This is a genomic window from Desulfobotulus sp. (assembly GCF_034006065.1).
Taxonomy (GTDB): domain Bacteria; phylum Desulfobacterota; class Desulfobacteria; order Desulfobacterales; family ASO4-4; genus Desulfobotulus.
Genome location: NZ_JAVETM010000004.1, coordinates 1 through 14,953 on the forward strand (window position 1 = coordinate 1; position 14,953 = coordinate 14,953).

At 56.6% G+C, this 14,953-nt stretch carries 11 protein-coding genes; 1 reads left to right on the forward strand and 10 read right to left on the reverse strand.

Translation table 11 applies throughout. The annotated features are described in order from the left end of the window. Together RBR60_RS03040 and guaB are read right to left on the reverse strand one after the other, a co-directional pair. A partial coding sequence (locus RBR60_RS03040; RefSeq protein WP_320354351.1) for a PHP domain-containing protein occupies positions 1–672 on the reverse strand: 672 nt, incomplete at its 3' end. 299 nt (positions 673–971) lie between these two features. Next, positions 972–2,432: an IMP dehydrogenase gene (gene guaB / locus RBR60_RS03045; protein WP_413815446.1), complete on the reverse strand. Its 1,461-nt coding sequence runs from the start codon at positions 2,430–2,432 to the stop codon at positions 972–974. A 327-nt stretch (positions 2,433–2,759) separates the two neighbouring features. On the opposite strand from guaB, the gene RBR60_RS03050 reads away from it, so the two are divergent. Continuing rightward, positions 2,760–3,368: an L-threonylcarbamoyladenylate synthase gene (locus RBR60_RS03050; protein WP_320354353.1), complete on the forward strand. Its 609-nt coding sequence runs from the start codon at positions 2,760–2,762 to the stop codon at positions 3,366–3,368. Between the two features lie 30 nt (positions 3,369–3,398). On the opposite strand, the gene sppA is transcribed toward RBR60_RS03050, so the two are convergent. From sppA to RBR60_RS03090, 8 genes are all read right to left on the reverse strand, one after another. Then, positions 3,399–4,292 carry a signal peptide peptidase SppA gene (gene sppA, locus RBR60_RS03055; protein ID WP_320354354.1) on the reverse strand — a complete coding sequence of 298 codons (894 nt, stop codon included), beginning with the start codon at positions 4,290–4,292 and terminating at the stop codon, positions 3,399–3,401. Positions 4,293–4,509: 217 nt separating this feature from the next. Further along, a complete protein-coding gene (locus RBR60_RS03060; RefSeq protein WP_320354501.1) occupies positions 4,510–6,225 on the reverse strand; it encodes a 30S ribosomal protein S1 in 1,716 nt (571 codons plus the stop codon). Between the two features lie 251 nt (positions 6,226–6,476). Beyond that, complete coding sequence (gene cmk, locus RBR60_RS03065) at positions 6,477–7,160, reverse strand: (d)CMP kinase (protein WP_320354355.1); 684 nt, start codon at positions 7,158–7,160, stop codon at positions 6,477–6,479. Positions 7,161–7,272: 112 nt separating this feature from the next. Further along, positions 7,273–8,382 carry a histidinol-phosphate transaminase gene (gene hisC / locus RBR60_RS03070; RefSeq protein ID WP_320354356.1) on the reverse strand — a complete coding sequence of 370 codons (1,110 nt, stop codon included), beginning with the start codon at positions 8,380–8,382 and terminating at the stop codon, positions 7,273–7,275. Positions 8,383–8,591: 209 nt separating this feature from the next. Beyond that, positions 8,592–9,692: a chemotaxis response regulator protein-glutamate methylesterase gene (locus RBR60_RS03075; RefSeq protein ID WP_320354357.1), complete on the reverse strand. Its 1,101-nt coding sequence runs from the start codon at positions 9,690–9,692 to the stop codon at positions 8,592–8,594. After that, positions 9,679–10,185 (reverse strand): chemotaxis protein CheW, encoded by a 507-nt coding sequence (locus tag RBR60_RS03080; RefSeq protein ID WP_320354358.1) that lies wholly within the window; start codon positions 10,183–10,185, stop codon positions 9,679–9,681. The genes RBR60_RS03075 and RBR60_RS03080 overlap by 14 nt, the downstream gene beginning before the upstream one ends. Next, positions 10,178–12,868: a methyl-accepting chemotaxis protein gene (locus RBR60_RS03085; protein WP_320354360.1), complete on the reverse strand. Its 2,691-nt coding sequence runs from the start codon at positions 12,866–12,868 to the stop codon at positions 10,178–10,180. Before RBR60_RS03085 ends, RBR60_RS03080 begins: the two co-directional genes overlap by 8 nt. Continuing rightward, the gene (locus RBR60_RS03090; RefSeq protein ID WP_320354362.1) at positions 12,865–14,952 is read right to left on the reverse strand and encodes a chemotaxis protein CheA; all 2,088 of its coding nucleotides are present in this window, start codon (positions 14,950–14,952) and stop codon (positions 12,865–12,867) included. Before RBR60_RS03090 ends, RBR60_RS03085 begins: the two co-directional genes overlap by 4 nt. Position 14,953: the final 1 nt, after the last annotated feature.

A 14,953-nucleotide genomic window follows, 5' to 3' on the forward strand; every position in this document is an offset into this window, starting at 1 on the left:
AAGCTCATGGGCCCGGGTGTCTTCGGCATCAAGGTAGTGGCAGTCATTGGTGGCCACCAGGGGAAGGGAAAGGCGTTTCGCCATATCCACAAGAAGGGTGTTGGCCTCCCGCTGGGGCATGAGTCCGTTTTCCTGAATTTCCAGGAAAAAATTCCCCTCCCCGAAAATTTTCTCGTAATACCGGGCCTTTTCCTCTGCGGCAGCCATCTGGCCCTTTAAAAGAAGCTTGGGAATTTCCCCCTGAAGGCAGGCGGAAAGGGCAATGATCCCTTCACTGTATTCGGCCAGAACAGCGTCATCCACCCTGGGTTTGTAGTAAAAACCCTTCATCTGGGCGATGGTGGCAAGCTTGCAGAGATTGCGATAGCCCGCGTTGTTGCGGGCCAGCAGCACCAGATGGGAAAGGCTTTTGGCATCTTCTGCGGTTTTGTCGGCAAGGCTGCGGGGAGCCACATAGCACTCGCATCCGATGATGGGCTTGATGCCCGCCTTGTTCGCCTTGTCATAGAATTCCAGCACACCGAACATGGTACCATGATCCGTGATGGCCACAGAATGCATGCCATCGGCTTTGGCTTTGGCAAACAGAGGATCCAGACGGATGGCCCCGTCCAGAAGGCTGTACTGGGTATGAAGATGCAGATGCACAAAATCCGGAACCGGCGTTTCCATGGCAACCCTTCCTTATTTTAAAACCCAAGGCGCAAGGCCCCCCCAAAAAAAAATTTTTGAGTCCAGGACATGAATGCCTTGATCCGAAACCTGGTGCACCTTTCATGAAGACGCTGCCTGCGGCCGCGTCTTCCAGATGCACCCTTTTTCAAAAAACTCCTGCCCCTCATAGCACAGGGAGAACGCCCTGTCACTTTCCCCTGGGACGGAAAAAAAACCCTACCTCCCGAAACAAACGGGAGACAGGGCTTGTCCTTTTTTCACTGCGCTGCGATCCGCATGGCCCATGGCCATCCGCCTTATTCCACCCGGTAGTTGGGGGCTTCCTTGGTGATGATCACATCATGCACATGGCTCTCACGCAGACCTGCGGCCGTGATCCGCACGAACCGGGCCTTTTCCCGCAGATCCTCAATGCTGTGCGCACCCACATACCCCATCCCCGCCTTGAGTCCCCCCACAAGCTGGTAGATATTCTCCGCAATGGTGCCCCTGTAAGGCACCTTGCCCACAATGCCCTCGGGCACCAGCTTGTCGTCTTCCTCCTCATCACCGAGGTAATAGCGATCCTTGCTTCCCTTTTTCATGGCTTCCAGGGAACCCATACCCCGGTAAACCTTGTAGGTCCGTCCCTGATACAGGATGGTTTCTCCGGGGCTCTCCTCTGCACCTGCCAGCAGACCTCCCAGCATCACGGAATGGGCGCCCGCACCAATGGCCTTGGTAATATCGCCGGAATACTTGATGCCACCATCCGCCACAATGGGAACACCATGCTTGTTGGCAACGCTGCGACAGTTCATGATGGCGGAAAGCTGGGGAACGCCCACGCCCGCCACAATGCGGGTGGTACAGATGGAGCCGGGTCCAATGCCCACCTTCACCGCATCCACGCCCGCTTCAATGAGGGCCTCTGCACCCTTGCCCGTTGCCACGTTGCCTGCAATGACCTGGGATTTCGGGAAGGCGCTCTTGATGGCTCTTACGGAATCCAGCACGTTCTTGGAATGACCGTGGGAGGTATCAATGCAGAGGACATCCACCCCCGCCTTGATCAGGGCAGCCGTTCTTTCCATCATATCCGGCCCCACCCCCACAGCCGCGCCAACACGCAGACGGCCCATGGCATCTTTGCAGGCAAGAGGATATTTCTTGATTTTCTCGATGTCCTTAATGGTGATCATGCCCGTAAGGCGTCCATCCTTATCCACCACAAGGAGCTTTTCAATGCGATGCTGATGCAGACGTTCCTTTGATTCTTCCAGGCTGATGCCCTCATGTACGGTCACCAGATTTTCCGAAGTCATGACCGTACTCACCGGACGGGTCATGTCCGTTTCAAAACGAAGATCCCGATTGGTCACAATGCCCACAAGCTTGTCGCCATCCACCACAGGCACACCGGAAATGCGGTAACGACTCATGACCTTGAGTACATCTCCGATGCGCGCCGAAGGGGAGATGGTCACAGGATCCACGATCATGCCGCTTTCGGATTTTTTCACCTGATCCACTTCCCGGACCTGCTCTTCAATGGTGAGGTTCCTGTGGATGATCCCCATCCCCCCGGTTCTGGCCATACTGATGGCTGTGAGGGATTCTGTCACCGTATCCATGGCCGCGGAAACAATGGGAACATTGAGAGTGATCTCACGGGTCAGCCTGGTGGAAACATCACAGTCACTGGGCACCACATCGGAATAATTGGGTAAAAGGAGAACATCATCAAAGGAAAAGGCTTCTTCGGGTGGCATGCTCATCATGGATACTCCTCCGGAATCGGTGGGTTCAAAACGCTTGTGGCGTAGGGGATACGTCCGCCAAGGGTAGCGGGGACGCAAATCAGATATAGGGGCGGCCGGTGGGAAGCCCCCTAACCGGCCGTGAAGACAGAGAAACCGGCCCATGGAAACGAGCCGGTCTGAATTTTGGGCGTATACCTAACAGACAAAAAGGTCTTAGGCAAGTTTTAAAAAGCCTGCTTGACAGGCCACAGAGCACCCTGTAGGAGAGATTCACCTGTATTTTCCTTCCTGTCCGCATCCTCCGCACCGGGATGCCAAAGACCCTGGCAATGGGAGACATCCATGCTTATCACCATTCATCCCCAAACACCCCAGCCCCGGCAGATCCGTCAGGTAGTGGAATGCCTGAAAGATGGCGGAGTGATCATTTATCCCACAGACACCCATTATGGCATCGGATGCGACATCCAGAATAAAAAAGCCATTGAAAGGATTTACCAGATCAAGCAGAAGGAAAAAAAAGAGCCTTTCAGTTTCATCTGTCCGGATTTAACCGACATCAGTCGTTACGCCAAGGTACACAATACCGCCTATCGCATTCTGAAACGCCTTCTGCCCGGACCTTATACCTTTATCCTGGAAGGCACCCGGGAAGTTCCCCGCATGATGCTCACCAAGAGGAAAACCGCAGGCATACGGGTGCCGGATCATGCCATCGCCCAGGCCATTGTGCGGGAGTTGGGCAACCCCGTCATCTCCGCGACCGCAAGCCGCCCCGGAGAAACGGTAGAAACCCATCCCAGCCTTCTTTATGAAATATTCGGATCCCAGGTGGATATGGTCATTGATGGCGGACCTGTTCCGGGAGAGCCTTCCAGCATCATTGACCTTTCCGGCGAAACACCTGAAGTGCTTCGGGAAGGCCTGGGCAAGGTGCAGGAGTTCCTTTAAGATCCAACTCCCTACCCCGCCAGATCAGAGTCATCGTCCTGCATCCGGCATCCAGAGAAACCCTGCGTTCAGGGAAACACGACGCTCCACAGCACTCACCAGAGCTTCGGCGCTGCCGTTGATGAGATCCCAGAGCCAGGAGCGTTCCCGCTCCGGGTATACGGCCTGCCAGCCCTTATCCGGAATTCCGGCCTTCTCCGCAGCCCACACCAGGGCATCCTCAAAGTTTCCCATGCGATCCACCATCCCCAGCTCCATGGCCTCTTCTCCGGCATAGATCCTGCCGTCCGCCAGAGCCGCCACGACCCCCTCCTCCAGATTTCGACCGGAGGCCACATCCCGGACAAACTGACGGTGAAGACGATCCACAAAGGCCTGGAGAATTCTGCGGTGTTCCTCTGAAAGCTCTTTCATAGGCGAAGCCATGTCCTTGTTTTCACCGCTCTTGATCACCACAGGCTCCAGACCGATCTTCTCCACAAGGCTGCGGAAATTCGTGTACCCCATGATAACGCCGATGCTGCCCGTTACCGTGCCGGCATTGGCCATGATGCCATCGGCCGCGGCCGCCGCATAGTAACCGCCCGAGGCCGCCACACTGCCAAAGCTTGCAATCACAGGCTTTTCTTGTCGGGCGCGACGGATGGCGGTGAAAATCTCCTGGGAAGGTCCCACCCCGCCGCCCGGCGAATCCACCCGCAGGACAATGGCCCGGATGTCCTTATCCTCCCGGAATTTACGGATGTCTTCAAGGATCTGGGAGCTGTCCGTGATGACACCGTAAAGCTCCACCACGCCTATGCGCTCTCCCCCAGGCTCGGATTTTGTCATCACTGCACCCACACGCAAAAGCAGGGTACTGCCCACAATCATGGCTGTCATGGCAAGAATAAAAAACAGGTAGGGATGTCTGCGCGAGAACATGGAGTTGTTTCCTCCGTGGATGGGATGGTGCGGTGTACGCGATATCGGTTTTTTCTGCGCTCCGCCAAAGAACCCAGGACAACACAGATAAAAAAAGGGCGTAATTTTCCGGCCTCCGGGACAGGGTCCATCCCATCGCCGGTTACGCCCTTCCGTAGCCGACAAAAAAACCCGAAACCACCCGGACAAGGCATGGTTTCGGGCTTGAACTTATTTTTTACTGATCCTTGTACTTCGCCTCAAGGGTTTCCTTGAGGGTTTCTCCAAGGGAGGAGGTGGGCTTGGCATTTTCCATGGATTTCAGGTAATCGCTCATAATGGCGTCATCATCTTCCATGTCCAGCCTTTTGATGGAAAGCCCGATACGGCGCTCTTCGGAGTTGATGTTCATCACCTTGGCGGTAATGGGCTGACCAACGCTGAAGGCTTCAGAGGGCGTTTTCACCTTTTCCGTGCTGATTTCGGAAATGTGCACAAGACCTTCAATTCCCTCTTCCAGCTCCACAAAGATGCCAAAATCGGTGATGTTGGTGATGGCCCCGCTGATTTCCGTACCTACGGCATAGCGTTCCTGGACACTCTTCCAGGGATCTTCGTGGGTCTGCTTGATACCCAGGGAGAAACGCTCGTTTTCTTTGTCAATATCCAGTACCACCGCCTGAACCGTATCCCCCTTCTTGAATACTTCCGAAGGGTGCTTGATGCGCTTGGTCCAGGAAATATCGGAAATATGTACAAGGCCGTCGATGTCGTCATCAATACCGATGAAGAGACCAAAGTCCGTAATATTCTTGATCTTACCTTCGATGATGGTTCCCACGGGGTATTTTTCGCTGATCACTTCCCAGGGATTGGTCATCACCTGCTTCATGCCTAAAGAGATGCGGCGGCTGTCCGGCTTGATATCCAGCACCATGGCATCCACCACTTCCCCCACGGTAAGCACCTTGGAAGGATGGCGGATCTTACGGGTCCAGGACATTTCGGAAACATGGATGAGGCCTTCAATGCCTTCTTCCAGCTCCACAAAAGCGCCATAGTCCGTGAGGCTCACCACTTTGCCCTGCACCCGGGTTCCCACAGGATATTTGCCTGCGGCAATGGTCCAGGGATCGGGGGTCAGCTGCTTCATGCCGAGGGATACACGCTCCCGCTCCAGATCAAAGGAAAGCACCTTGACCTTGATCTGGTCTGCAACGGAAAACAACTCCGACGGATGTTTCACACGGCCCCAGGAAATGTCGGTGATGTGGAGAAGTCCATCCACACCGCCAAGGTCCACAAACACCCCGTATTCCGTGATGTTCTTGACCACGCCGTCCATGACCTTGCCTTCTTCCAGAGCGGAAAGAGTCTTGGAACGGGCTTTTTCCCTGGCGTCTTCCAGAAGAACTCGGCGGGAAAGGACGATGTTGCTCCGTTTCCGGTTGAACTTGAGTACCTTGAACTCAAAGCTCTTGCCCACAAGTTCATCCAGGTTACGCACAGGCCGCAGATCCGCCTGTGAGCCAGGCAGGAAGGCCTGAAGACCGATATCGACGGAGAAACCACCTTTGACGCGGTTGGTGATAACCCCTTCCACCACGCCGTCTTCGTCGTAGATCTTCTTGATCTCTTCCCAGACCTTGATTTTTTCGGCTTTTTCCTTGGAAAGCACCACCCGCTCTTCTTCTTCATCCCAGAGCTCGATCATGACTTCCACTTCATCGCCGACGGCAGCCTCCACCTCGCCCGCTTCGTTTCTGAATTCGTGGGCAGGGATCATCCCTTCGGATTTATATCCCACATCCACCAGAACATACTCGCGGTCCACAGAGATGATTTTGCCCTTCACCACCTCGCCTTCGGCAAACTTGCCGAAACTTTCCTCGTACTCGTTGAGCAGCTCTTCCATGCTGGGAAGGGCTTCCCCGTCGAGTTCAAGATCGTCCATTGCTTCGTTGTCTTCGAAAGCGTCCATGTTGTTACGGTTTCCCATGAAAAGTTATCCCCCTAAGCGTTATTCATGCCTCTCCCCTTCCTTTTATTATTTGAGGATGGCATATCCTTTCTTTTTTATCAGAGTTGCAGAGGGGATACAAGACAAAATATTCCGTCTGTCCTCAGGCCCTTTCCGGACAGGCCGCCCCAGGCCTTTTTCCCAAAAAAAACCCGCCGGGAAACACGAACGCTTTCCCCGACACCTCATCTTCCCTGAATTCCGCTCTTGTCTCGGATGCAACGCATCATCATGGCAAGCACCTCATCCACCGTGAGTTCGGAGGCGTCAATGTGTACCGCATCGGGAGCCGCAGCCAGGGGCGCTAAATCCCGTCCCGCGTCCTGGGCGTCCCTGCGCTGCATATCCGCAAGCACATCCTTGAGATTCTGACCTGCATGGTCAGGCAGTTCGGCATGACGCCGCCGGGCGCGCACCAGAACATCCGCTGTCAGAAAAAACTTCACATCCGCCTGGGGAAACACCACCGTACCCATGTCCCGCCCCTCAAATACCACGTCCTTTTCCGCACCCAGCTGACGCTGCACATTCAGAAGAAAGGCCCGAACCTGGGGACGCTTCGCCACAGAGGAGGCGGCCATGGACATGGCCGGGGTCCGGATTTCGGCTGTGATGTCCTCCCCATTGGCCAGAAGCTTCAGGCTTCCGGAGCCATTGCGCTCCAGGTTCAGACGCAGATTCTGAAGGAAAGCACCCAGGGCTTTTTCGTCCTCCAGGTCCACATGCTGACGCTCGGCCATCCAGGCAACACCTCGGTATAAAGCCCCCGTATCCACATAGCGATAGTCAAGAAGATCCGCAAGTTTTCTGCTGATGGTGGTTTTCCCCGCGCCTGCGGGCCCATCAATGGTAATCACCATAGAATTCATAACAACAATCTGCTTTCTGTCATCTCTGGAAAACGTTACAGTTCCCTTAAACTCTGTCAGGCCCTTCTCATCTGCTCTTCACCCGCGCTTTTGCAAAAAAACTTCATGGAATTCATCCCTCATCTTCCGGAATATCCCCAAGCACGGCGTCCAGCGCGGCCAGGCATTTTTCGTTTTCCTCCCGAAGCCCTACGGTAATCCGGATGCAGCGGGGAAAACCATACCCATGCATGGAACGCACAATCACCCCCTTGCGCAGCATGGCATCAAACACCTTTCTACCCTCCCGCCGCACATCCACAAGAAAAAAATTCGCCTCACTGGGGTGGGCGGTCAGCCCCATGGCCGCAAGCCTTTCCTGAAACCAAGCCTTGCCCTCTGCCACAACCTCCCTGGTTTTTTCAAGGAAAGCAACGTCTTCCAAAGCCGCACAAGCCCCCACCTGGGCCAGAATATTCACATTAAAGGGCTGACGCACCCGGTGCAGCCAGCCCGCCACCTCCGGTGCCATCACGCCATAGCCCACCCGGATGCCCGCCAGGCCATAGGCCTTGGAAAAGGTTCTCAACACAATGAGATTGGGATAACGATCCAGAAGGGAGATCCCCGAATGGTAATTTTCCTTTTTCACAAACTCCACATAAGCCTCATCCAGCATCACCAGCACGGAGGAAGGAATGGCATCCAGGAAGGCACACAGCTTTTCTTCCGCAATGAAGCGACCCGTGGGATTGTTCGGGTTGGTCACAAAAACCAGACGGGTCTCCCCGTCCACCGCCGAAACCATGCTATCGAGATCAAGGTCCATGTTCCGAAGGGGCACCGGAACGGCAACCCCACCTGCGGTTTTCACCAGGATATCGTACATGAGAAAGGCCGGATGGGGCATGACCGCCCTATCTCCCATCCGCATGAACGCCCGCACGGCCATGGCGATCACATCATCGGAGCCATTGCCCAGCACAAGACAATCCGGCGTCACACCCAGATGACGGGCCAGAGCCTGGGTCAGGTAATAGGCGGATCCGTCGGGATACCGATGCAGTTTGAAAAGGGCCTTCTGCATGGCATCAAGGGCCTTGGGTGAAGGCCCCAGAGGGTTTTCATTGGACGCCAGTTTCACCGCCTGCTTCAGGCCGTATTCCCGCTCCAGCTCTTCCAGGGGCTTACCGGGAACATAGGGGTCTATGGCGCGGATAAATTCTGGTACGCATATCTGCATGGTCTGATCCTTATCATGTCGGGTCTCAACCCCATCAAACATCAACGTCCTGGATCCGGTCCGGACACAGGACGCCCTCTTCCTGCCGGTGGGCAGTGATTAAAAGGAACCAGGTCTTTTGTCAACGAAGAGCAGGATCAAAAAAGGCTGCCCACCTCCAACCACACCCCCAAAAAGGGCCGGAAAGAAATCCCAGGCCAGCCCATAACTTACAGGCTGTCTTCCGGAAAAGCATTCTTTTCACAATGCCCCAGAATTTCCTCCGCCATCCGGGAAAGGGGAACTTCCCGCATACCCGCACCCCGACGCAGGGCTTCTCCGGGCATGCCGTAGACCACGGAACTTTCCCTGTCCTGGACCAGGGTAAGGGCTCCGGCCTGCCGCATTTCCCAAAGGCCGGTCACCCCATCATCCCCCATACCCGTCAGGATCACGCCGATGGCATTGGGACCTGCGGCCACAGCCACAGACCGAAAAAACACATCCGCAGAAGGCCGGTGACGGGATACCAGGGGACCGTCTTTCAGACGGATCCTGTATGTGCGGTCCCTGCGCTCCACCAGGGTATGGCGGTTCCCGGGAGCCAGGTACACATGCCCTTCCCGGAGCATATCCCCCTCTTCCGCCTCCTTCACTTCACAGGCTACGCTCGTATTCAGGTCAAAGGCAAAATTCCGTGTAAAACGCGCTGGCATATGCTGCACAATCACCATGGCAGGGGCCTGCCTGGGCCAGTTTTCCAGAAGAAAACGCAGGGTGGAAATGCCCCCTGTCGAGGCCGCCACAGCCACCACGGGCTGGGTTCTCAGATTCATCCTGCCCGTGGAAGCCGCAAGGATGGCGTCTGCGGAAGCCAGAGAACCTCCGCGCAGAACCGGGTTGTTTTCCGCAGCCGCAGCCGCATGCACCGCGTCCAGGATTCTTGCGCCCGCCACATCCATGGAGGCCGCATCTTCCGCCTTGGGCTTGGGGATAATGTCCACAGCGCCCAGGGCCAGGGCTTCTTCGGCAATGGCGTCTCCCCTGCCTGCCGTAAGAGCCGAGCAGATCACCACAGGAAGCGGATGCTGGGCCATGATCCGCTTTAAAAACTTAAGGCCGTTCATACGGGGCATTTCCACATCCAGCAGGATTACATCCGGTACTTCCCTGCGGATTTTTTCCACCGCCCCATAGGGATCCGTTGCGGTCTCCACCCGGCTTATGGCCGGATCCTTTTCCAGGATGGAGCAGAGCATGCGCCTTGCCAGGGCGGAGTCATCCACCACAAGAACGCGTAAGCCCCTGCCTTCCTTTTCACGACGGATCATCAGCCTCCCCTCCATCCTTTCCCTTCTCTGCCCTGCGCACATCCCTCAATTCAGAACGCGTGAATATCCGTGCAATGTTGAGGAATAAAAGTACCTGATCCTCCTCAAGCAGTATGGCTTCCAGAAAATCCAGGGGGACCGGTACGCCCATCTGGGGCGGCGGGCAGAGGGCGGTTTCCGCAAAGCTTCTCACACTCTCCACTCCGTCCACCCGGATACCCGCGAGAAGCTCACGGTTTTCAAAGGGAATACAGACCACCACCACAGCCGTGTCTTCCGTATGGGGGGTATGGGCCATGGCAAACTTTTTTTTGAGATCCACCACTGGCACAATGCGGCCCCTCAGATTCATCACCCCTTCGAGAAAATCCGGCGTTTTTGGGATGGGGGTGATCCGCACATCCTGGAGAACCTCCTGAACCACGGTGATGGGCAGGGCGAACATGGTATCCAGCAGCCAGAAGGTCAGACACTGTCTTTGCCCTTCATCCATGGCGCTCCCTCCCATCGGTTTTCGGATCCTGGCCATCTCCCATACCCCAGTCCTCATCCAGATCAATCACCGCTCCGCAACAGGCGGGAAAGGCCAGAGGCTTGGCCCCTGCATTTTTGCTCCCCTCTGAGGCCTCATTTTTCCTTTTTACCTTTGACAGGGAATCCGCCAGAATCTTCCGCGCTTTCGCCTCCTCTTTCTGGGAGGGCAGAGGCGTTTTTTCCCCTTGGTCATCACTGAAAAAGGCCATGGCCTGCTGCAACTGCTCCGCCTGCTCCTCCATCTGACCTGCGGCGGCGGCCATCTCCTCCGCCACATGGGCATTCTGCTGAATAATTTCGTCAAGCTGCAAAATGGCCTGGTTGACCTGGGTCACGCCCTCACTCTGCTCCTGGCTGGCTGCCGCGATCTCCTGCACCAGGGCCGCAGTACGCTCAATGCCAGGCACAAGTTTTTCCAGCATCCCTCCGGCCTCGTCCGCCTGGGTCACGCTGGTTGCAGCCAGCATGCCGATTTCACCAGCAGCCTTCTGGCTTCGTTCTGCAAGTTTGCGCACCTCAGAAGCCACAACGGCAAAACCTCTGCCATGATCCCCCGCCCTGGCCGCCTCAATGGCCGCATTCAGGGCCAGAAGATTGGTCTGACGCGCAATCTCTTCAATCACGCTGACCTTGTCCGCAATGGCTCGCATATCCTTTACCGTCCTTGCCACGGAATCGCCCGACTTTCTGGCCTCCTCCGCAGCCCGGTTGGCGATGGCCCGGGTTTCTTTGGCATTTTCCGCATTCTGATGGATGATGGAACTCATCTCTTCCATGGAGGCCGAACTCTGCTCCGCGGATGCTGCCTGTTCCGAAGCACCCTGGGCCACCAGCATGGCCGTTTCTTTCAGTTCACTGCTGGCCGTCCGGACCTGAGCCGCCGCCTCCCTCACCTTGTTGACCACAGTACTGAGATTCTCCATCATTTCCAGCAAAGCCGCTGCGATGGCATCCTTTTCTCCGATCACGCCAAAGGAGGGGCGCAGATCCCCCTGGGAAACCCGATGGGCCAGTTCGGCGGTCCGCCTCAGGCCCACCAGCATCTGATCCATGGCCTGGGCCAGACGCCCCAGCTCATCTTTCTGATGCAGGCCAATGACAAGATCATACTGACCGGATTCAATTTTTCTCGCCGCATGGGCCAGCTCCGCCAAGGGTTTTCGAATCAGCCGGATGAGCATGCCTGCCGTGAAAAGCCCAAGAATCAGAGCGCAAAGACCCAGAAGACCAAAAAGCCAGCGGGTATGACTTGCCGCCTGGGCCAGCGCCTCCACCCCTTCGGTATGCAACCGCACCGTATCCCGCGCCTGATGAAGAACTCCCAACATTTCCTCAAACTGAGGCACAACAAGGGTATCGAACATCTCCCTGGCCTCTGCAGCACCACGATTGCGCTGGGCCACCTTCTGGATCACCTCACCCAGAAGAAGATCCAGTTCCGCCAAAGCGCCCATGGTTTCCAGTTCATAAAACCCCATGGCTTCTTCCACCCGACCCAGGTTGATGGCCTCTTCAATATGGCCTGCGGAAGCATACAGACGCTGCAGGGGGGCCCTCGCGGCCCTCAGCCCCTCTTCAATCCCCAAGCCCTCCGGCCAGAGGGATTCTGTGGTGATAAAACGCCCCAGAGCCGTGCTTTCCATGGAACCCGCCACGGAAAAAGAAAAGGGAATGCCATCGGAAAATTCAGCCGCCCTCCGTAAAAGGGCCTGATTCTGCTCAAAAAGGTACACCCCTGTTCCCAGGTACCATCCCCAGGGTTCAAAATACTTCACATACCCAAGCTTGGGCACATTCCTCTCTTCCCTGTAATGGGGCCAGGCGTAGAGAAGGTAGCCCTCGCCGGAGCCCTCCACCCTCTCATTGATTTTAATAAAAAGTCCTTTCAGATAACGGTGCTCCTCCCCCAGCTCCAGGTCCTGCAGTTCCGGGAAATAGGGATGGCCCACCATGCGAGGTCGCCTGTCATGCACCCAGACATAGTCCAGCCCGCCCTTGCCGTACCGCAAAGCCATCAACAGGGACAAGGCCTTTTCCTTGCGCTGGGCCTCCGTGAGTCCGGGTTCTTCATGACATTTCTTCACAATGGACTCCGCCTGCTGGATCACATTGCGCAAAAGATCCTGATACCGGAAAAGGGAGCCTGCGCCCAGGGCCAGCTGCTCTGCCACGCGCTGACCCCACACCTGGTTCTGCTGCTTAAAAGATTGAAGCTCCTGAAGAAAATCCGGATGATCGGGCTGATACCGGGTCAGAACCCCCAGCACCCTGCGGTGCAGCAGGCCGTACTGCCCCTCCATCTGAACAAAAAGGGGGGCCAGCTCCGGAATGCGGGCTTCCATCCAGGCGCGCTCTTCGCCAGCCAGCCAGGCCCCAAAGGCTGTGGCCTCCTTCTTCTTGTGCACCACAACCTTTTCCCCGCCCATGAGGTGGGCCCCCAGTCTGCGGGAAGCCTGCAGAAGCTCCACCTCTTTCACGGCCAGGATGCCATCCATGCGGCTTCCGTCAATCAGGGCGTTTCCCCGGTGGGCCATACGATCCACTCCCAAAAAACCTGTGAGGATCATTCCGGCAAGAAATACCAGCAGGATACCAAAACCAAGGCCCAGCTTCACGCCAATTCCCAGATCTTTCCACCTCATGGACCCACGCCCCTTCCTCCGCCCTCTTCTGAGCGGACGGCTTCCGCCACGGTGTTTGCCCTTGCTCCGGGGCCGCCCTTCCTGGTTTCCACACCGCCCCCCCCGTCCTTCTCCCTTTTTTCCGCACAGGCCCGACGCCATACGCCCTGAATATCCAGAACAAAGGCGATACTCCCGTCTCCCATCACCGTTGCACCGGCAATGCCATCTTGCCGGTCATCGTACCATGCACCCATGGATTTAATCACCACCTGCTGGACACCGCAAAGGACATCCACCACAAGGCCCACAAACCCGGCCTCTGTCCGGACAAACACCACCTGGGCGCCTTCTGTGCAAAGACTTTCCATGGCGAAAAAATCCGCCAGCACGATATAGGGCAGGGCGGTTTTCCGGAAACGGATCAGACGCTCCCGGGCTCCCACTTCCCTTTTCAGAGGTACAAAGTCCATGCAGGCCTCCACCTGGGAGATGGGAATGGCAAAAACGCTCTCCCCCACCCTTACCATGAGGCATTCCACAATGGCCAGGGTCAGAGGCAGGGATAAAAGCACCCGGGTGCCCTTTCCAGACTCGCTGGTCAGCCGGATTCTTCCGGCCAGAGCCTCCACCTGACGCCGCACCACATCCATCCCCACCCCGCGTCCGGAAACCGCTCCTACGGCAGCGGCGGTGGAAAGGCCGGGATAAAAAATAAGGGCGTCCACATCCCCGGCTTCCGGATTCTCATCCTCCCTGACCAATCCCCTTTCCCGCGCCCTGGACAGCACAGCCGTTCGGTCGATGCCCCTGCCATCATCCTCAACGGTGATCTCCACACGGCCTTCCACCGCAGCAGCGGAAAGTTTCAGCCTGCCTGCGGCGGTTTTTCCCTTCCGCCTGCGCTCCTCAGGCAGCTCTATGCCATGGCTTAAGGCATTGCGGACCAGGTGCACCAGGGGTTCCCCGATGCCGTCAATCAACCCCTTGTCAAGCTCCGTTTCCCCACCTTCCATTTCAAGGATCACCTCCTTGCCAAGGTCCCGGCAGAGGTCCCGCACCATACGGCGGAAACGGGCAAAGGTTCCGGCAATGGGCGTCATTCGCAGATTCAGAACACAATCTTTCAGATTCATGGCAATGCGGTCCAGCCCCTCGAGACATTCTTCCAGAACGGGAATCCGCAGCGTACGGTTCAGATCGTTGAGCCGGGCCTGCTGCATCACCAGCTCTCCCACAAGACTCATGAGGGTGTCCAAGCGAAAGGCCGCAATGCGGATATCTTCTCCTTCGGGGGGATGGGGCTCCACCGGGGGCTTCTCGCGGGAAAAGGAATGGCTTGCCGTTTTTCCGTCCGCATTTTCAGCCGGGGTCAGAGGGGAGGATGGGACTGGGGGCTCAAAGACCATGGCGGAAGGCAGAACCTCCATGCGAAGCACACTGTCTTCCGCCACAAAAAGAAAAACATCCTCGATCTCCTTTTCCAAAGCCTGGGTTTCCAGCACCATGTCAAAGGCCAGAAAACAGGTTTCTGGGGCAAGATTCTCAAGGTCGGGCACCTCATCGGTCACCACCCGCACCGAAAGGACGCCAAGGTCCCGCAACTCCTCAAGAACCATGCCCGGATCCATACCGGCTGTGAAAATGGCAGGAAAGGGTTTGAAGAAAATCGCGATTTTTCTTTTTTCCGCAGGGGACTGTTCGGGTTTTTCCGAAAGGCTGGCCGTGGCTTTCACCAGGGCTTGGGCAAGATCACGCTCATTCACCGCCCCGGTCTCCGGATCTTCCGCCAGAAGACGCAGGGCATCGGTAAGGCGCAGCACCAGGGAAATCAGTTCCGCGTCCGGATGCACCTTTAATTCCCGCACCCGCTCAATGAGGGATTCCAGTTCATGGGCCAGACCGGCAAGCCGCGTAAGCCCAAACATGGCGGCGGAGCCTTTCAGGGTATGAACCGCACGGAACAGGCGATGCACAGCATCCGGGTCCGAAGCCTCCGTCTCCAGGTCCAGAACCGCCGTTTCCATGTCGCTGAAAAGATCTGCGACCTCACTGCGGAATACATCCCCAAGCTCCTTTTGCAGGGAAAACTCCATATCCGTCATG